This is a genomic window from Nostoc sp. ChiQUE01b (genome assembly GCF_034531255.1).
Lineage (GTDB): Bacteria > Cyanobacteriota > Cyanobacteriia > Cyanobacteriales > Nostocaceae > Nostoc.
The window spans coordinates 25,517-44,929 of record NZ_JAVRBM010000074.1; the positions used below are offsets into that span (position 1 = coordinate 25,517).

The window sequence follows — 19,413 nt, forward strand, 5'->3', positions numbered from 1 at the left end:
TTTTGCAAAAGTTGTTCAATCACTCGGAACAAGCAACATTCGATCTTCAATCGCTTGCCATGTTGTAGGTGCCAATCTTACCGCTGCTTCTTTGCACTGGATTATGAGGTAATTGCCGTAAAAATAATTGGTCAGTCTCTTAAATTCTTCCTTAGATAAATTAATCATTTCTGGGGTTAGATCGAAAGCAATGAACCAGCTTTGCAGAAGCTGACCAAGGAATGCAAGGCGTTCTTCTGGAGGGAATTTATTACTAGGAATTTTGTTTTTAAGTTCCTCAAGTTGATTAATGATATCTCCAAAGTTTACGGCTTTGAAAATTTTCAGTTTATCCAATTGCCTACATGATTTAATGAAATCATTGATAGCGTCGTTAATAGTATTGACATCAAGGTTGCCATTAGCAATAGCGATGGGGTTGATGTAGAGCTTGGTGAAAGCGTAGTTACTGAAGTGGTCGTGGTTACCAGTGATATAGAGGTTAGCTATGGGTCTGCTGTAGGAAAAGGCATTTTCGCGGATGTATGGGTAGGCGATAGTGGTGAAGACAGAGGTGTTGGTGGCGTAGGTGTAAGCTATGGCGATATTGATGGCGTAAGAGTAGGCGTTCGCACGCCTGCCCACAGGTTTTAAGTCCCCTTTATACCCAGTAGTTTTTTCTTCTATCCATTTCTGTAAATTTCGCAACTTAGGAGAGTTCATATATTTACGAACTTCTGTTTCCATTAGTAACAGTAATTGGTCAGCTCCACCTCGCATCAATCCTGCTACTAGCAAAAAGACTTCTCGCCAACGTGTATCTGTAAGATAATTCGTCACCAACTTTTCAATCAGATTGTTATCAGCTATGTGTTGCGCCGTTAAATATTCTTGGAATGTTAGATGAGAAAAAGATATGACATCTCTTGCACGTTCAACAAATATCCCCTGTTGAATTTGGATGGCTTCTAAAATATCTTCTCCATCCAAATGCTTCGGTGCATTTAAATTACTTGCTAGAAAATCATAAATTTGCTGCACTATCTCACGCTGAGGAAAGAACAATAAATCCGCTTCAAAGGTTTTATAAGCAATTTCTGCAAGCATCATTTTTTCCAGAGCTATAGTTAGATTTTGATAAATAGGTTCACGCTGAATTCGCTTCTCTGCTGCCCATCTCTTCAGCAGAACATCTAGCGCATCATCATAAAGTGAAGCTCGGTTTTTAGGGAAGGTTTGAGAATCATCAAAGACCAGACACAGTAAAGTAAGCAATAGCGGTGTTTGCGCTAATTCCTTTGTGGCAGCATACTCAGATTGCTGCAATAATTTCCAACATCTTTGCCCTATGAAGAAGCGTTTGTCTTCTTCTGACTGAAACCAGTTAGTAATAAATTGCTCAATCTGAGTATCATCAAAATCTGCCATCACCACATCTACAAAACGCTTGAAGCGGCTTTGGTAAGCAGCAGTACGACAGGAGGCAATAAAACGGTTTTGATTGTGTTTATCTACGAAATTTTCAATTTGAGTAATTGCTGCGTCCAGTTGAGCGGTTGGGATCTCATCTAAGCCATCCAGTAAAATTAATAACTTACCTTTTTCTAGTAAGTTATTAGTGGAAGCTTCGGCATCAGGAAAACCACAATTCTCTAGTTCCTCTGAGATTGCTTTTTCTAAATCTATATTCTCATTATTAAACTGTTTTAGTTCCAGAAAAACTGGAATACACTCATGCTGATATTTTTCTCTTGTTCCTTTGATTGCTTCCAAACCTATACGCCGTAAGAAGGTAGATTTTCCCGCACCTGGTTGTCCTAGTACCATTAAGTATTGTTTTTGATTGGCAACTTCAAGTCCATTCTGTTTTTGACACTTTTCTAGCTGAAATTTACGTGTAGGCGACTGACGGTAAACCTGTTCTAAATTTGCAACTGAAATAAATTGCTGTCTCTCTTCTTCTCCTAAGAATTGCACTTCTGCATAAATCTCTTGCAGTTTTACTGGTTGCTGCATTCCTAATACTTTAAGAGTACCATGTCGTTCTTCATAACTTTCTATGTATTTATTAGATGCATTGAAAATTTTTTGCTGGATTTTATCAGGTAGCCTTTGTAAAAAATTGCTACCGCTATCCCAACCAAACTTAATGACAATTCCAGTTAAACTCTTTGCAGCTGCTAAGGTGATAGATTCAAACCCTGTCATAAAATAGCCCTCGACTAAGTAATTATGAACAACAAAATTTTTACCGCATCAGTACAGCTTAAAGCAATAAATTATTAAGTGATTCTCAGAAGATCTAGCTCGTTAGATAGGGTTCATTTTAAAGCTTGTGTGAAAAATATATAAGCCTGGTTTCAGTTTTTGCAACAATACTATAACCGCAATTGCCCTTTTAATAAATCTCATTAACGGGAATAACAAAATTTCTTAGTTGCATTTTCAATCTTTACATTTTCCTCTTCCCAAGTAAAAATGCTACTTCAAAAATCAGATCCGAAACGTTTATTTTAACTCCCCATCGGACACCGCCGCATCATCTCCTGCAACGCCACCGCCTCACCATCTGGCGTGTACACAGTTTCCCCCGACATCGCAATCACAATCCTGTTTTTCCTTGCCCACTCGAACCAAGCAATCACAGAGGACTTGGCCTGCTGTACCTCCGGCTTCCGTCCTTCCTTGCAAGCAGCAACAAACACGGCTTCCGGGACTTAACCCCTTTCCAAGTTCTGAGTGCTTCTTTGAGATAAGTGATCGCAGTATCATCCAAAATCTGGTTTTCAGCTATAAGCGAAGTGCAAAGACTCGGTTAAGGTGGTTCTTCACTTTGAGTTGAGTATTTTTCAAAATCGGGAGCAACGGGTACAGCGGAAATTGGGTTTTTATTAGGGGTTTCCGGCTGGTAATTGAAGAGACATTGAGAATATTAATGGTTAAAACAGATATAACTATTAATTTTCTCAGCCTAAAAAATTGTATGGGATTTGATATCGTTGGTGCTGCTATCGCCTTTGTTCTTCAGACTGCTGACCGGATGGTTTCAGCATTTATTGACCAGAAATCTACTAAGGAAAATAAACGTAATCTACCTGTAACAGTTCAAGAAGTTAGACAAGATCAGCGTGTACGTCAGGCAGAGATAGACTATTATAACCGTCGAGAGGCTAGAGAAAAAGAATTACTACAAATTCAAGAATTACGCTTCAAGGCAGATATGCAAATTGCGGCAGCAAAGGCGGAACGAGAAGAAAAGGCGCTGCAATTAAAACAAGAAGAACTAGAAGACAAACGGAAGCTAAGTGCTTTGTATCTAGATTTGATGCGAGAGAAAACCACTCAAAACATTCAACTTAGGCAAAAAGAAATTCAAGCAATTTTTGACCAGCAGAAATGGCCTGGTGTTTTAAGTCGTGATGAAGCACAAAGAATTTTTATTGATGAACAAAGGAAACCACGCTTATTAATGTTAGTCCCACCACCCGATATAAGTGAAGAATTTCCCATATCCTTCCGAGATAGCCTTAATAAGGAGATTCGCAATCAATTAAAAATATTCATAGAAAAATACTATCCGCTTCAGGGTGCTTTATGTCCAGTGGAATTTTATGGTAAATATTTTGAACGTTCAGTATTTGATGCAGAAGTAAAGCAGTTAGAAACAATTTTATCCGCTATACCAACAGCGATAATTTATACAGATGTTACAGATCATGAAGTTTATTTTAATGTTCGGTTTTGGGGACTGCAAGAACCAGTATCTTTATCATTTGAACCTTGGAATTGGGAAGCAGTCAAAAAACAACTTGAAGAAGCTGGTACTGATGATATACAAAGTTTTCGAGCAATTAGGCAGACGATTGTAATTTTACACAAGCTGTTAACAGCTTTTTTAGCAGATTGGTATTACTTAAATATTAATCCAAATTATGAACCTCAGTTATTTAGTATAGAGTCAGAAATTCCTTTAGAATGGAAAGCAACAATTCTTGAAAAGCTGACTTCAATTCGACAAGAGTATACAGAAATTTATAATCATGAGTTGAAATTGCTAGCGGATTCGCAAAGCAAAAAGGCTCAAATTTGGCGATGTATAAACACACTTTCTGCACATACTAATCCTATTAATTCTGTTACCATAAGCTCTGATGGTAGAACATTAGCCAGTGGTAGTGCAGATAATACTATTAAGATTTGGAATCTGCAAAACGGAGAGATACTTGCTACTTTAAATGGGCATTCAAATGCCGTTAGATCGGTGGCTTTTAGCTCTGATGGGCTTATTCTTGCGAGTGGCAGCAATGATAATACTGTTAAGCTTTGGTATTCTCGAACAGGAACTACTTTTACAGGGCATTCAGATAATGTAACCTCAGTGGCTTTTAGTCCTGATGGTAAAACATTAGCCAGTGGTGGTGGAGATAATAAGATTAAAATATGGAATTTGAATACTAATGAGCTAATCTATACTTTGTCTGAGCATGAAAATTGTGTTATGTCTGTTGTATTTAGTCTTAATGGACAGCTATTAATCAGCAGTAGTGTTGACAATACTATTAAGGTATGGAATTTGCAAACAGGATTAGCCATTCATACTCTTAAAGAACATTCAGAATCAGTTAAAGGGGTTGCTATTAGCCCTGATGGTAAAATTCTTGCTAGCGGGAGTAATGACAAAACTATTAAAATTTGGAATCTTCCACATGGAAACGTGATTCACACATTTTCTGATCATACAAATACTATTACCTCAGTTGCCTTCAGTCCCGATGGAAAAACTTTAGCTAGTGCTAGTGGTGATAGTACAATTAAAGTTTGGCATTTAGGTACAAAAGAGTTGATAAATACTCTTTCAGGACACTCATCACATATTCACTCTGTAGCTTTCAGTCCTGATGGTAAAACAATTGTTAGTGGTAGTCAGGACAAAACAATTAAAATTTGGCGGTGTGACTGATATTGAGATGCGTACTAAAAAGCGATCACTACTCATTCCAGTTAACCCGCACCCCATCCACACAAGCGATTCCCCACTGCGGACACTTCGCCACCAGCTTCTTGATCGCAATCGTCAAAGCAGGGTCATCAGCCCAACATTCCATCAAAAAATCATCCCCAGAATTTTCGCGCAACTGTTCTGCCATCTTGAGCTTCTCCATTCTCCAAGGCCGCACTCTCGATCCCATTTTTAACTTTTCCATCCGCCAGGGTCACGTCTTTGACCTTGCTGCGATGCCCCTCACTTGTGGTATTACTCCCGCACCGGATAACCACCGCATCATTTCGTGCAACCCTACTGGTTCGCCATCCGAGGTATACACAGTTTCTCCCGACATTGCAATCACAATTCTCTGCCGCCTCGCCCACTCAAATCAAGCAACCACACCAGACTTGGCCTGTTGCGCCTCCGGTTTTCTTCCTTCCTTACAAGTACCGACAAACACGGCTTCAACTACATTTGACTTCTGAATTCTGATAGACATCACACTGAAGTTTTAGCTTGATTCAAGGTTCACGTAGACCTGAGAAAAATCCAAACGCTTCAAGTCTTCTCCATGAATAAGTACTTGTAGATAGCCAGCATCACCAAACATCAGATCAACTTTTCTGTTAGACTCGACCTCCAGTAAGTTATGCCAGTTTTGGGCGTGAGTCATGTCTAAAGTTTGGCGTTGCTCGTAGTTGTAAAGCCATTCGGGGTTCACCTGTCTAACTACGTAAGCGTCCTCCCGTGGATCGTGACCAATGCCCGAAGCATGACCGAGCAGCTTCCCGACACTATTTTCGCTGAGAGTTCTACACAAATCATTTAACTTGAGTTCGTCCAAGTTGAGGTGAGCGCACAACCGATAAAAATCATTTGTTGCCCAACGCGGGATATCGGGAAACAACTCAAACTCTAGACGGTGAGTTACTAAATTATCGTACCAATCTGTAATCAAACGAGTATCTTCGGGTAATTTTGCAGGCTCTAAAGATTCGCTCCCATCGTAAAACACTAGTTGTTCGGCAGCATTTTCACTTTCCGAAGCAAAAAGATAAAGCATTCCCCGCTTTGTCAAAGGATTTTCAGCAAAAGTGGGTAATTCAGCTAAGTTAATCTGCAAGATAAAGCAAAGGTAGCTGTCTGAAGGAGTGTTTTTCGGCCAAGGAACAGACAAGGGCAAATCTGGAACTCCCCCAATACGACTTTGCCCTTTGTGTCCTGCTTCAGCTTGTCCAAGCTTTAACAAGATAGCCGGGCGCACGCTTGCCAAAATATCATCTTGATACTTTGATAAGCCATGCTCATGAATCAGCGTTATAATTTGCTCCAAATCCACGCTTTACCTACCTGTCTTTGCTTTAGTTCATTAAGCAAAATAACATTGCAGCTTCACTTGGGAGCGATCGCATTTTTTAACCGTTTCAATCCCTGATTCGGATTCAAAACTAGAAGGGGTAAGCATTTGAGGCTAAAAATTTGACTGTAGAGGAAAAATAGCTACTGGTTGACGCAGATGAAATTGCACTTTTTCAATCAACACAAGAGGTTACGCCTGTAGGAGGTCAGTAACCAAAGAAAATTTAAACACTATTCGTTTTTTTGCGTAAAGTACAAAACTTGAGGTGTTAACTATTAGTATGCCGATATTTACTATGGATAAACCGGGAGGCAACAGTAAAAGCCTCTCTTATGATTAAGCTGTATTAAAAACTGCTTTGAGTTTCCTCTGAAGCAGTTTTATATTGCAGGCTAGGAACTGATTCCAACTGTGCCTCATGCTGAATCACCTAATTATAGTTGCCAAAGTAAGCACATGGACGCAAACGGTTGCTTGCCTCACTATTAGCGCACAGTGGATAGATGGTAGTATTCAGAACGAGACGCTTAAAATCGCCCAAACCGAACCATGCCAGACTCACAAGACCCAAAGCAAGTCAACAACGACTTATGCAATGCCCAGTTTGGTGGTGGGTTAATTAACGCTGGTACAGTAAATGCTGGGCAAATTGGTGGCGATATCTACAATATTCACCTTGGGCAGCAGACGGCGGCATCAGATAATTCAGTCCAATCACAGAATCAACGCCAGCGATCGCAGCAAGAAAAAGACTCACTCGAAAAAGCGTACACCCTGCAAAGCCAAAAAGTTGCAAGCATAAGAACTGCATGGGTGATTGAGACAGACCCATCACGCAAGTTCCAATACGAACAGCAGCTTCAGCTAGAAGAACGTACACTCAAAGAGCTTGGTGACAAGTTGGATGCAGTTGAACGGCAGTTGCAAGCTGATAATAACTCTGGACTAGATGCAGGTGCAGAGATATATATTGAAAGACCGCCTATTGAAGACAAATGCAACAACGCAATTGTTCAGCCTGGGGCGTTAATCCGCATCAAAGCCCCCCAGAGAATGGGTAAAACTCTTCTGCTAGAGAAAATATTAGACCATGCCAGAAGACAGGATTATCAAACAGCAAAGCTGGATTTAAAACTAGCTGACACTGACATTCTGGCTAACCTAAAAACATTCCTGCAATGGTTGTGCGTTAATGTAGCTGACAGCCTGGAGCTAGAACCACAATTAGATAAACACTGGCAAGAAGTGTTTGGACTAAATAAAAACTGTACCCGCTATTTTCAAAAATATTTACTATCGCTTACAGATGCGCCCTTAGTTTTAGCAATAGATAATTTTGAGCGATTGTTTGATTATCCAGAGATTTTTCCTCAGTTCTGCTTGTTGCTGCGGGGATGGTATGAGGCAGCCAAGCAAGGTGACAAGATTGGTAACATCTGGAAGAAACTGCGCCTTGTAGTGGTTCACTCTACTGAATCCTACCCTTCCCTAGACACAAATCACTCCCCGTTTAATGTTGGATTAGCAATTGAGTTAGCCGAATTTAACGGTCAACAAGTATTAGACCTTGCCGAACAACAGGGTTTAGATATGCTTGGAGAACAGGGCTTAAATGGGTTGATGGGTTTGATTAAGGGACATCCTTATCTACTGCAACAGGCGATCGCACACCTCAAAAGCCAGCAGACGACGTTAGAAGAACTGTTGAGACTCGCACCAACAGAACAGGGAATTTTTAGTGACCACCTGCGACAACAACTGTGGCATTTACAACATAATCCTCAGCTTGAGGCAGGGTATAAAAGAGTAGTGATGAATGAAATACCTGTCAGGCTTGATACTGAAGTTGCATTTAAACTGCACAGCTTGGGCTTAGTAAAACTTTCCAGTAATGATTGCATTCCCAGTTGTGATTTGTATCGCCAGTATTTCTCAACTCGTTTGGGGTAGTGAGTCATGATTGACCAGTACATCTTTTCTGGAAGTTTGCCTGAGAATGCCAGCACCTACGTTACAAGAGAAGCTGATGCCCAATTGTATGAAGGGCTGAAGGCAGGAAAGTTTTGTTATGTGCTGAATTCGCGCCAGAGCGGAAAGTCCAGCTTACGTGTGCGAACCATGCAGAGATTGAGAAAGGATGGCGTACACTGTGCAGCAGTTGACTTGTCTGCGGGTGGTATTCAGAATGTCCCGCCCGAACAATGGTATGCAGATTTAATTGACACGCTCATTGATAGTTTTGGTTTGGATGTAGACTTCGGTGATTGGTGGGAGGCGAATCATTTAAATTCATTGGTAACACGATTTCGCAAGTTTTTGGAAGAAATATTACTGGTTGAAGTTAAAGAAAATATTGTCATTTTTATTGATGAAATTGATAGTGTACTCAGCTTAAATTTCCCGACAGATGACTTTTTTGCGTTGATTCGTGCCTGTTATAACAAGCGTGTTGATAATCCAGAATATAACCGTCTTACTTTCTGTTTATTGGGCGTTGCATCACCTAGTAATTTGATTGAGGATAAACAGCGCACCCCGTTTAACATTGGTCAGGCTATCTCACTTAAGGGCTTTCAATTGCATGAAGTTGAACCATTAGAAAAGGGGCTATATGGTAAATTCAGTCGTCCCCAGGTAATAATGCAGGAGATTTTGCAGTGGACTAGTGGGCAACCATTTCTGACTCAAAAGCTGTGTCAGTTCATGGTTGAGGAATCAGAGCAAGAACATCCCCGTTCAGTAGAGCAAGTTGTCAGGTCACGGATTATTGAAAGCTGGGAATCACAAGATGAGCCTGAGCATTTACGGACAATTCAAGCTAGAATTTTACGCGATGAACAACGGGCTGCTTACTTACTAGAACTGTATCAGCAAGTCAGGCTGGCTGAGGAGCGATCGCAAGTTATAGCAGATGATACTTTGGAACAAAGTGAGTTACAGCTTTCGGGATTGGTTGTTAGACAGCAAGGTAAGCTGAGAATTTATAACCAAATTTATCGGGAAATATTTAACTTAAATTGGATTGAAAATCAATTAAATAATCTGCGTCCATATTCTGAAAACTTTCGCTTTTGGGTAGCTTCCGGTGGAACTGATGAATCGCGGTTGCTGCGAGGAAAGGCATTACAGGAAGCAGAGGAATGGGCGAAAGATAAAAACTTAAGTTATCAGGATAAACAGTATTTAGCAGCTAGTAAAGAGAAAGAAATAGAGCAAGACATTGCTGTCAAGCAACAAGAAGCTGCTTTGGAAAGAGAGAAGCAAGATAGAGATGCACTAGAGGCGAGAAATCAATTGCTTAGTGAGGCAAACAAGAAAGCTCAACGGCGAATTAGTATTGGAGCAATTGCTTTAATTGTAACATTAATAGGCTCGGCAATTGTAGGGATTTTCTCTGGAAAACGACTGAAACGACTGGATGAAATTCATGATGAAGTTGTAGCTGTTCAAGATTTAAACAAACTAGCTAGGGAATTAGAAAAAAATACTAATGCTACTAATTCTGAAGGCATTATTTTTTATTCAACTGAAGCTCTAAGGCTGTCCGCCTTATCTTTTAACGTTAGTAATCATCAACTTAAAAAAGCATTAGTATTGTCTGCTAGTTCACAAGCACATCAACAGTTAAAAGATCTGAAAGACGCAGAATCAGAAATTAAGCAAAGTCAGAAGTTGTTAGCTGAAGCAGATAAGAAAGTTTTAGAATCTAGCCAAGGATTACAAATTCAAGTACTCTCCTATAATAGTCAAGGTGATTTCTTTGCCAAAAATCAACAAAACCAAAACGCTATAGAATCTTACAGAACAGCATTTAATATTTTAAAGACTCACCCAAATCAAACTGATTTTACTCAAAATAATCAGTTGCTTACAGGCGAAAATATTGAGTCAGTTTACCGGAGTTTAATTAAGCTAAACCCTCAAGATAAAGAAGTTAAAGAATCACTGACACAACATTTATATGCTCAACTTGAATACTTTCTAAAGGCTAAAAACTGGTCATTTGCTGACTTTAAAACATACAAACTCATGCTCAATATTGCTCAAAGAGAAGAACAAGGATATTTAGATTATGAGGACATCAATAGATTTTCTTGTCCAGACCTGCAAAGAATAGACAAGCTTTGGGTCAATGCAGACAACCGTTTTGGCTTTAGTGTGCAGAAGAAAATATGGCGAAGCACTGGCAATAGGCTGGGAATAAAACCACAAGACTGGACAGACAAAGATAATAAAAATTATCTTCGGTTTGCCGAGGCAGTGGGATGGTATGATAACAAACTTCCTGACACTACAAGCCGCTCAAGAGGTGGTGGTGATTTTGTGAGCTTCGACGATTTTTTGAAGCGTATAAAATCAAACTCAGCGTATGGGAGGGGAGGGCTACCAACAGTCTCAGAGGGAAGGAGAGTGAAGTACAGCGGGGAGTGGGTAGCCGGGTCGATAGAGCGCGGTCTTCTTCTCTCGCGCTGCGATTTGTAAAGTGTAACATAATAAAGCTTTTTTAAGTTTGTAAACAATTATCACAGCGGTCTTTTCCACGTAATAATCAACATTTCATCAATTCGATACCTGGCACTGGTGGCTGATAGCAATTCGCAGCAATGAATTTTGTGACTATTTCAGGATTTTGGGCAGAGGCACAACTTTAAACTTTACTCCCCCACCGGACACCGCCGCATCATCTCCGCAACTGCCACCGCCTCACCATCTGGTGTGTACACTACCTCACCCGACATTGCTATCACGATCTGTTGTTTTCTCGCCCACTCAAACCAAGCGATTGCACCAGACTTCGCCTGCTGTACCTCCGGCTTCCTACCTTCCTTGCAAGCCGCAACGAATACAGCTTCCGGTGACTTGATTCCTTTCCAAGTCCGTATCGCCTCCTTCAAGTAAGCGATCGCTCCCGGCACATTCTCCCAACACCGCCTCACTGTACGCTGAATCTGTGCATTGAGCCGAAACTGTGGGGTACAAGGAATCTGCCTTAACTGCTGCAATACTTCCTGAACCTTTTGGTTGGTGGGCTGTATTGATTTTTCTACACTCTCAAAAGCGTAGTCATCATCGCCAAAGTCTTCGTCACAAAAATTTGACTCAACCGGGGCGGCGGAAAACTTGTCTTCATGATGATCTGTCTCGGTAGTCGAGTTATCTTGTTCTATATCTTCAACGAAGTGAGCAATTTCGGGTAACTCTGGTTCTACGGTTTGACAAACCCCTTCCTGGTCACAGTCCAAAATCTCGGTTTTCACTTCCTTACTTTTTTTAAGCTCAACAGCAGAGTGTTGTTGTGGCTTTGAAACTTCTGGATGGGATCTGTGGTATTGTTCCCTAGTGAATCTGGAATGTTCAGTTTTGCCTCTGCCGTGTTCAAGCAGCTTATTCAGTACATCGAAGTTTAATTTATACTGCCATGTCCGATCCTGCCCGTTACCTGGATTCTTCTGCTTGGAGATAATACCCATCTCGTCAAGCAGAGCGATCGCACTTCGGATGACATGAAGGCTATGCTCACGCATTAGGTCAGCGTAAATTTTCTTGAGAGGCTGATAAATCCAAGGTGTACGGTGATTCTTCATCTTCCACTTTGTCCAGTGCCGAAAAGGGGTCATGACGAAGTACGTGTAAAATGGGACATGTTGTAAAGTTTTGTAAAGAATTATTCTTACAGCAGTCAGTTACACGAAAACGAACGTTGCCACCTCATCCAAAGTCAAACTTAAAGAGTATTGTAGGTGTGGATTTAGGAATAAAGAGTTTAGCTACTTTGTCAACAGGAGAAGTAATCGAAGGAGCTAAATCTTATAAAAGGTACGAAAGTAAATTAAGCAGACTACAATGTTTAAATAGACGTAAGGTTATTGGGTCAAATAACTGGAAGAAAATTCAATTAAAAATTGCTAGGTTACACAGAAAAATTGCTAATATCCGTAAAGATACACTACACAAACTTACAACACTGTTAGCCAAAAACCACGGAACAGTAGTAATTGAAGACCTCAACATTAAAGGGATGTTAGCTAATCGTAAACTGGCTAAAGCAGTTTTAGATATGGGCTTTTATGAATTACGTCGGCAACTAACTTACAAATGCAAGCTCTATGGCTCAAAACTTGTAGTAGTTGACAGATGGTTTCCTAGTTCTAAGACTTGTTCTCACTGTGGCACTAAAAAAGAAACTCTGCTGCTAAGGCAAAGAGTGTTTGAGTGTAAATATTGCGGTTTTACCTCTGATAGAGATTTAAACGCCGCAATCAATTTGTCTAAAGCTGTCAGTTAGACAGTATTAGCCTGTGGACTGGTTGAAGCCGACTTCTCCAGAATGAAACAGGAAATAAACAAAGCCTAAAACAATTTAATAAAGATAATTTATCTATTTATAGATAGTTTTAGGCAGGAGTTATGTAACGGATGAAATGTCCACGCTTTATTAAGATATTGATAATAGTTTAGCTATTAAAAATTCTACTATTACCAAATAGTCTGTATATAAGCATAACTATTGAAGCCGTAACTTCTTAATATTGGCTCTCACTAATTAGTAATTCCATAGTAAATTTGAAAGGCTTCGATAGCTTCTTGGGTTTGTTTTCCCCAAACCCCATCTAATGGGCCATTATAGAAACCTTTAACATTCAGCCATTTTTGCAACTCAAGTATTTTATTGTTATATCTACGAGGAGCAATCTCAATATCATTAAAAAGTTTGTTAGCTAAATTTTGAGAATTCTCTAAACCTTGTAGGCTAATGTCCCCCCCAAGCAAATGTAGAGTTTCTGAAGGGTTAGATGGCAAACCACCTCGTCCAATAACAGTAAATTCACTTTGTTTGTAGGCTGTTATTTCTTTAGGACTCTTATAGGTTTGGGAAAATTTTGTACTAGTGTCAACTAATTCTCTAGATACTAGGGCAGAACGTCTTCCTGAAGACCGAGATCCTGCGCTAGATATTACAGTGGAACGTCTTGATGAACGCCGAGGTTTTGCTCTAGATATTGCGGCGGAATTTCTTGCTGAACTTGATGAACGCATGAAATTTGTTGATGAAAGCCGACGCCGAGGTCGTGTTTTAAAGACACGAATTTGTCTCTGTATGCCTAATTCTAAACTTGGAGTGATATCACTTGGATTTGTAAATTTGGAACGTGCTTGAATGCTAGAAATATCTTGAGGTGTGATGCTAATGTTACCATCTTCGCTAGCCAAAAGTTCCTCCGGTGGAGGTAAAGTATTAATCTCAGTTATGATGTTACTTCTGAGTACAAAAAGTTGCTTAGTATCAATCCAAAGATCTCCTCCATTACCTTGAGCAAATGGGGCAGCAAAAATTTTTCTGTTAGTGCTTAAGAGGTTTAAGTTTCCATTTATAACATCAATTTTGTCCCTAACATAAATTTCTCTGGGATTAACCCTAGTAATATTAATAATACTACCGTTACGAAGTACCAAATTCCCACCTTCCAACATACTATCATTCAGTTGAGTGCTATTGGTCAACACCAGAGTTGGTATTTTGTTAATAGTTATGTTATCAGAAGTGCCTACATTTGTTAACAATCTGTTTAACAGCCCTTGACAGATTTTACCATTTGTAGGTATTCCTGTAGCTTTTTGGAATTTCAATACGGAGGCTTCAGTTAAATAGCCAAAATATCCTGTTGGCTCACCATTAAAAAATCCTAATTTTTTCAACTGATTTTGAAGGTTAATTACTGCTGCTCCACTGTTACCAAGCTGTAATATATTTCTCTCACCACATCCCTTATCTAAAACAATTAAATTTTCATTATTTCTACTCCTATTAGCAGAGAAGTTTTTATATATCAATAATGGATATTTTAATCCATATATATTTATTTGGTCATTATGATTATTATTTTTGGGTGGTTCTATATTCAAAGCTGTTAATTTTGCTTTATCTGCCAGAGCTACTCCAACCATAGTATTAATATCAGGAGAATTTGTAACTGCTTTTTTCTCCCCATTACTCGTAACAATACCTGTTGTTTCTGAAGTGTAATACTGCTGATAAGACTGAACGGCTAAACTGTTTCTACCTTCATTAGGTGTACTATGTACTATAGCGTGCAGTTGCTTTAGATCAGCAACAGCCTCTTTAAGCTTATTTTGAGTTTTTGTATATTCAATTTTAAGTGCCTGATACTTCTGTGCTTCTTTTTCTAATTCCTTATTTTTTTTATTAATTGCTAAAGATGTTGTCTCCAGTTCTGCTTTAGTATCTATAAGATGTTTTTTCGCAATTTGAATTTGCTTTTCTGCTACTTTTTGTCTTGTTTCAGCTAGTCTAATTTTCTCAGATGCTATGTTATTATTTTTTTCAAGGTTGGTTTGTTTTCTCTTGATATTTTCTAATTCTAAATTTTTTTGATTAACTTGTTGAGTAACTTGTTGACGTTCTTTTTCGGCGTGAGATAATTTTTGATTAGCTTGTTGAGTTTCTATGTGTGCTAATTTTTCTTTTTGTAGTGCTTTATTCAAATTTGTGCTTGTAAATATTAATAGCATCACTGCTACCGACGAAATCACAGCTAATCCAGTAAATCCTTTACGGATTGTTTGTTTAGCTTGATGTTGGGCTTCTGCTAATATCTGATTTGCTTTTTCTGCTGCTTCTAAAGCAAGCTTAACCTCTTGTTTTTCTAATTCTTGGCTTGCTGATAAAAACTGATAATCTTCGTTACTCAAGCTTTTACCTGATGCCCACGTTAAAGCTTCTTGTAGTGCTTGTCCTCGTAGTAATCTTGATTGATCTTGATAAGAAGAAACAATCCAAGCGTTTATAGCTTCAGCATAGGGACGCAGAGTAGCAAGTTCTCCGTCTACCCAATTTGAGGTAAAAATTGAAGCATATATGCGATTATAAACTTTTAACTTGCCTTGTTCTTTGACAACTAAGCCTGAAAGTTGAAGTTCTTTTTGAGCAGGACTATTATCAGCTAATATTTCTCCTTGTTGAAGAATTTTTTGATAAAGTCCTAGTAGCCGACCAGCACGTTGCTTACTTCTAATAATACGGTCACGAATAGTTCTTAGATGTTCTGGGTTATCCTGGGCTTCCCAATTTTCAAGCAAGCGTAATTTTATTAGTTGTTCTACCCACTCTAACTCTTGTACAACAGGAAGGGAAAATTCATAAGTATAAATAATCTGACAGAGCTTTTGGGTTAAAAATGGTTGGCCGCCTGTCCAGGTTAATATTTGTCTTAAAACCGCTTGTGGGTTGCTAACTTTATCTGTTAATCCTGCTGCTAAAGTTTGAGTTTCATATAAGTTAAAACCACTTAACTCAATAGCTCTCCCAATATTGAAAGGTGTGCGAGTTTTATCTTTAATTAAATCAGAAGGAGTAGCAACGCCTAGTAAAACAAAGGAAAGCCGTCTATATAATGGATTATTAACACGCTGATTATAACAGGCTCGGATAAATGCAAAAAAATCATCTATTGAAAAAGTTAAACTGAGGATGCTATCAATTTCATCAATAAAAATAACAATATTTTCAATAATTTCTACTAACAGTACCTGCTCAATAAACTCGCTTAATTTCTGGACAGATGGTAAGTGTTCGCGTTCGCGCCACCAATTTCGGCGATTGACTCTATCAGATAACTCAAATTTTCTGACTAGCTCGTAAAAAATTCCCATGTACCAACCGTCTGGAGTTACATTTTGGCTACCAATTGTTGTCAAATCAATAGCAGCACATCTAACTCCTTCTCCTTCTAGCCTTTCCATTGTACGGACACGTAGGCTAGATTTACCCATTTGTCGTGAATTTAAGACATAACAAAAATCTCCGTTTTTTAATCCTTTATATAAGTCTTTATCTGCTTGTCGAACAACATAAGTAGGAGCATCAGCCGCTAAACTCCCACCTACTTGATATATATATGTTTGACTTTCCTTCATGGCTCATTTATCTAGTTGTATTGAAGATAATAAATAATTACTCATTGCAAAGATGTTCGCGGAAATATTGAGAATATAAATTACATCGTGATTCGATGGCATTTCCATGCAGTTTTACCAAGCCTAAACTTTGCAACTTAAATATTTGATTTGGTTCTAATTGCACAGAATTAGCTGTATTCACTATTTTTTTCATCGCTACAGCTAATTCTGGATATTGTTTAAGATTGTATAAGTGTCCCCGTAAATGGTCATTATAAATACCTGACTCTGTATCAGCCTCCTGTAAGAGCTTTACAAGACTGATTTTCTGGGTATTTAAATAATAAATTGCTCGTTGCACTAAATAGGGATGCCCCCCTACTAAGTCCATTAATTCTAAAATTTGTGATGTATCTAAATTAAGTCCTTGTCGTCTTGATAACTCTTGTATTTGCTCACTTGTAAACTCTGGTAGTTCTATGCCTAGTCCAACATTAAATGGTGAACGATTAATATTTAATGGAATGTATGCTTCTGTCGAGTGTGCCAAAATTAATCGTAGCTTTCGCCACATCTGGCGGCTTTTTGCTTCCTCATGCCACGCTCTGAGCATACCTAAAAAGTCTTCAGCTATTTCGCTATAAGAAAAAATTCGATCTACTTCATCTAAGCATAAAACCAATGGTCTATCTATTTGGGCTAACAAGTGTTCCTCAAAGTACAGCGTACAGTTATAATTGCTTCCTAATCCCTTCTCCCAGTAATCATCAAGTTGGGGTGATAGTTTCAGCTGTCGGCAAACAACAATACAGAACCAGCGTAAAAATTCATCTAAATTCTTTAAGACTGTCCCATCTGCCAGGAGCAAGCTCAAACGTACTGTTATGTAATTTTGCTTCTGTGCCTGATGAATAATATTGTTTATCAGCCAAGTTTTACCCATTCGCTTAGAAGCTTTGATTCTCAGCAAAGAACCAGGTTGCACAATTGTTTCATAACAATGAGATTCAATGGGAGGACGCTCTATATAATTAGAGGTTTTTATTTCTGACTCTTCCTGGAAAAGAGTAATAGGAGCTTGTTCTGTTTCCAAATCTAAAGTTTGGAAAGAATCATTAGCATTATGAACTTCAAAATCAGCTATCCTATCTAGCTCAAGCCCTAGTTTCTGACAAATTTCATAAAAATTTAGATAATCAACGGGTCGGCCATTGAGAAAATTACTTATTGTAGCCAAGGATAACTGCAAGTTCTCCGCTAAATCTTTTTGGCGAGGAAAACCACTCCGCTTGACAGCTAATTTGACCTGTTCAATATGCTGTTGACAAACTTTGATTGATCTGGACATGGCTCTTAATTGAGCAGAACTGTTCAAATCATAATATTTTTCCCTATTCTAGGACGATAAGTTAGTTATAACTTAGTCATAAGTCAGTTATCAGTTGTATGTAAGCTAAAACTCAGTTCAACTTTATATTTTCTCAACTTTGAACTAAAGCAGCTAGTAGCTTTAATAAAATTGTTGTCGTGGAAAGACAGACAGATGAAAGCAATCTTCAGAAAAACTAATAGGTCTACTTCTGTAGTGCTTAATCAACAAGAGAAAGTTGAGCAAGAACTTCCCTCACATGGTCAAGATTTAAACGTGATTAATTCCAACAGTATTCATCAAGAGCGTCTTCGTCAAGCCCATGTTAGTTTTAACCTTGCTTTTGGATTAACAGCTGCAAGTGGGCTTATTAGCTTTGTAGGTGTTATTCTGCTATTTTCAGGCAATGTATCCGTAGGAACAGTTACAGCAGTCGGAGCAGTTACAGCTGGAACTGTTAGTGGCTCATGCCTTAGACTTGCTAAGGATGCAAATAACAGGCTGAATGACACAGCAAAAGCCTTAGATAACGAGGAAGATGAGTCATAGTAGTACGAGATCAGTGCCTTTCCGATTCATCTTCATTCCATCCATTCCGGTGAAGATGGAGAAGAAAGATCCGAACCTGCCTTTGACGCAGACGGTTCTCCGGTTATCTCCCAAGAAGCTGTGGCTTTGAGAGATGCACTGATTGACCGCTTGGCCAGCCTTGACCCCATCCCTGGCGCACTAGAACAACTGCTGTGGCACTTCGGACATAAAGAAGTGGCTGAGGTGACTGGTCGCAGCAAGCGAGTTCTATTGGACGAATCAGGACGTTTGTTTGTAGAATCTCGTGGTAGTGGGGCGAATATTGCTGAAACTGCGGCATTTATGAATGGGGATAAACAAATCCTCATCTTCTCTGATGCTGGCGGTACTGCTCGAAGCTATCACGCTGACTTAAACGCACAAAATCGACAGCGGCGATCGCATTACCTTTTAGAAGCTGGTTGGAGAGCCGATAATTCTATTCAAGGGCTTGGGAGATCGCACCGTACAAACCAAGCGTCTGCACCAATCTTTAAACCTGTAACCACCAATGTCAGGGGTGAGCGCAGATTCATCTCGACTATTGCTCGACGGCTGGACAGTCTCGGCGCACTTACTCGTGGCCAACGCCAAACTGGTGGTAATGGTATATTTCTGGAAAAGGATAACCTAGAATCGAATTATGCCGAACGAGCTTTGTACGAGCTATTCAGACAAATATACCAAGGTCGGTTTTTTGAAGTTTCACTAGGGACTTTTGAAGCAATAACTGGACTATCGCTGACTTCTCACGAAGGCGGTATGAAAACTGATCTTCCACCCCTGCGTCAATTCCTCAACCGCTTGCTGGCTCTTTCCATTGATATGCAAAACATCATTTTCGAGCGTTTTGAGTTGTTGCTCTCTCAGCAGATTGAAGCAGCGATCGCGGCTGGTGTTTACGAGATGGGTGTAGAAACACTTCGGGCTGAACGGTTTAACATCGAAAGCTGTGAGCCAGTTTATACACATCCTCCTTCTGGTAGTATGACCAATTACTTGAAAGTAGAACGCACCCAGAAGAACAACATCAAAACTGCTGACGAGATGGTTGAGTTTGCTACCCAGTACCAGGGACAGCTAATGAGACATCTCCGAAAACACTCAAAGCCTTTGTATGGCTAAGCTATAGTCCGTAAATGCAATCATCCTAAATTAGCTAGTCTGTACGATACCCCTCTTCTGTCACTTTCCGGAATAAGCAAGTAGTTGAGGAACGAAATCATCCAG

Annotated in this window: 13 protein-coding genes; 7 read left to right on the forward strand and 6 right to left on the reverse strand. The window is 39.4% G+C overall.

From position 1 onward, the window contains the following. Positions 1 to 15: 15 nt before the first annotated feature. Entirely contained in the window at positions 16 to 2,187 is a 2,172-nt protein-coding gene (locus RMY63_RS32250) for an NACHT domain-containing protein (RefSeq protein WP_322732605.1), read from the reverse strand. Positions 2,188 to 2,914: 727 nt separating this feature from the next. On the opposite strand from RMY63_RS32250, the gene RMY63_RS32255 reads away from it, so the two are divergent. After that, positions 2,915 to 4,939, forward strand: a complete 2,025-nt coding sequence (locus RMY63_RS32255; RefSeq protein WP_322732606.1) for a WD40 repeat domain-containing protein — start codon at positions 2,915 to 2,917, stop codon at positions 4,937 to 4,939. 28 nt (positions 4,940 to 4,967) lie between these two features. On the opposite strand, the gene RMY63_RS32260 is transcribed toward RMY63_RS32255, so the two are convergent. After that, positions 4,968 to 5,168, reverse strand: coding sequence for a hypothetical protein (locus RMY63_RS32260; protein ID WP_322732607.1), 201 nt, complete (start codon positions 5,166 to 5,168; stop codon positions 4,968 to 4,970). Positions 5,169 to 5,214: 46 nt separating this feature from the next. Between RMY63_RS32260 and RMY63_RS32265 the strand changes: the two genes are divergently transcribed. Continuing rightward, positions 5,215 to 5,451, forward strand: a complete 237-nt coding sequence (locus RMY63_RS32265) for a hypothetical protein (RefSeq protein WP_322732608.1) — start codon at positions 5,215 to 5,217, stop codon at positions 5,449 to 5,451. A gap of 26 nt (positions 5,452 to 5,477) precedes the next feature. Here the strand turns inward: RMY63_RS32265 and RMY63_RS32270 are convergent, their stop codons facing one another. Further along, complete coding sequence (locus tag RMY63_RS32270; protein WP_322732609.1) at positions 5,478 to 6,305, reverse strand: YwqG family protein; 828 nt, start codon at positions 6,303 to 6,305, stop codon at positions 5,478 to 5,480. A gap of 570 nt (positions 6,306 to 6,875) precedes the next feature. Here RMY63_RS32270 and RMY63_RS32275 point away from each other — a divergent pair. Beyond that, a complete protein-coding gene (locus tag RMY63_RS32275; protein ID WP_322732610.1) occupies positions 6,876 to 8,276 on the forward strand; it encodes an AAA-like domain-containing protein in 1,401 nt (466 codons plus the stop codon). Positions 8,277 to 8,282: 6 nt separating this feature from the next. Beyond that, positions 8,283 to 10,808: an AAA-like domain-containing protein gene (locus tag RMY63_RS32280; RefSeq protein WP_322732611.1), complete on the forward strand. Its 2,526-nt coding sequence runs from the start codon at positions 8,283 to 8,285 to the stop codon at positions 10,806 to 10,808. A 173-nt stretch (positions 10,809 to 10,981) separates the two neighbouring features. On the opposite strand, the gene RMY63_RS32285 is transcribed toward RMY63_RS32280, so the two are convergent. Beyond that, positions 10,982 to 11,911 (reverse strand): hypothetical protein, encoded by a 930-nt coding sequence (locus RMY63_RS32285; protein ID WP_322732612.1) that lies wholly within the window; start codon positions 11,909 to 11,911, stop codon positions 10,982 to 10,984. 50 nt (positions 11,912 to 11,961) lie between these two features. On the opposite strand from RMY63_RS32285, the gene RMY63_RS32290 reads away from it, so the two are divergent. Beyond that, positions 11,962 to 12,612, forward strand: a complete 651-nt coding sequence (locus tag RMY63_RS32290) for an RNA-guided endonuclease TnpB family protein (protein ID WP_322732613.1) — start codon at positions 11,962 to 11,964, stop codon at positions 12,610 to 12,612. A 254-nt stretch (positions 12,613 to 12,866) separates the two neighbouring features. On the opposite strand, the gene RMY63_RS32295 is transcribed toward RMY63_RS32290, so the two are convergent. Further along, positions 12,867 to 16,262 (reverse strand): AAA-like domain-containing protein, encoded by a 3,396-nt coding sequence (locus RMY63_RS32295; protein WP_322732614.1) that lies wholly within the window; start codon positions 16,260 to 16,262, stop codon positions 12,867 to 12,869. A gap of 37 nt (positions 16,263 to 16,299) precedes the next feature. Further along, positions 16,300 to 17,592, reverse strand: a complete 1,293-nt coding sequence (locus tag RMY63_RS32300) for an AAA-like domain-containing protein (RefSeq protein ID WP_322732615.1) — start codon at positions 17,590 to 17,592, stop codon at positions 16,300 to 16,302. A gap of 195 nt (positions 17,593 to 17,787) precedes the next feature. Here RMY63_RS32300 and RMY63_RS32305 point away from each other — a divergent pair, with 195 nt between their 5' ends. After that, on the forward strand, positions 17,788 to 18,162 hold the full coding sequence (locus tag RMY63_RS32305) for a TRADD-N-associated membrane domain-containing protein (protein WP_322732616.1): 375 nt from the start codon (positions 17,788 to 17,790) through the stop codon (positions 18,160 to 18,162). A gap of 120 nt (positions 18,163 to 18,282) precedes the next feature. Continuing rightward, entirely contained in the window at positions 18,283 to 19,308 is a 1,026-nt protein-coding gene (locus tag RMY63_RS32310; protein ID WP_322732617.1) for a strawberry notch C-terminal domain-containing protein, read from the forward strand. Positions 19,309 to 19,413: the final 105 nt, after the last annotated feature.

Bases quoted from the DNA above. Each gene is read 5' to 3' on its own strand.
- RMY63_RS32275 (WP_322732610.1), top strand. From the start codon at position 6,876: ATGCCAGACTCACAAGACCCAAAGCAAGTCAACAACGACTTATGCAAT.
- RMY63_RS32280 (WP_322732611.1), top strand. From the start codon at position 8,283: ATGATTGACCAGTACATCTTTTCTGGAAGTTTGCCTGAGAATGCCAGC.
- RMY63_RS32295 (WP_322732614.1), bottom strand. From the start codon at position 16,262: ATGAAGGAAAGTCAAACATATATATATCAAGTAGGTGGGAGTTTAGCG.
- RMY63_RS32250 (WP_322732605.1), bottom strand. From the start codon at position 2,187: ATGACAGGGTTTGAATCTATCACCTTAGCAGCTGCAAAGAGTTTAACT.
- RMY63_RS32260 (WP_322732607.1), bottom strand. From the start codon at position 5,168: ATGGGATCGAGAGTGCGGCCTTGGAGAATGGAGAAGCTCAAGATGGCA.
- RMY63_RS32285 (WP_322732612.1), bottom strand. From the start codon at position 11,911: ATGAAGAATCACCGTACACCTTGGATTTATCAGCCTCTCAAGAAAATT.
- RMY63_RS32300 (WP_322732615.1), bottom strand. From the start codon at position 17,592: ATGTCCAGATCAATCAAAGTTTGTCAACAGCATATTGAACAGGTCAAA.
- RMY63_RS32255 (WP_322732606.1), top strand. From the start codon at position 2,915: ATGGTTAAAACAGATATAACTATTAATTTTCTCAGCCTAAAAAATTGT.
- RMY63_RS32290 (WP_322732613.1), top strand. From the start codon at position 11,962: ATGGGACATGTTGTAAAGTTTTGTAAAGAATTATTCTTACAGCAGTCA.
- RMY63_RS32305 (WP_322732616.1), top strand. From the start codon at position 17,788: ATGAAAGCAATCTTCAGAAAAACTAATAGGTCTACTTCTGTAGTGCTT.
- RMY63_RS32265 (WP_322732608.1), top strand. From the start codon at position 5,215: ATGCCCCTCACTTGTGGTATTACTCCCGCACCGGATAACCACCGCATC.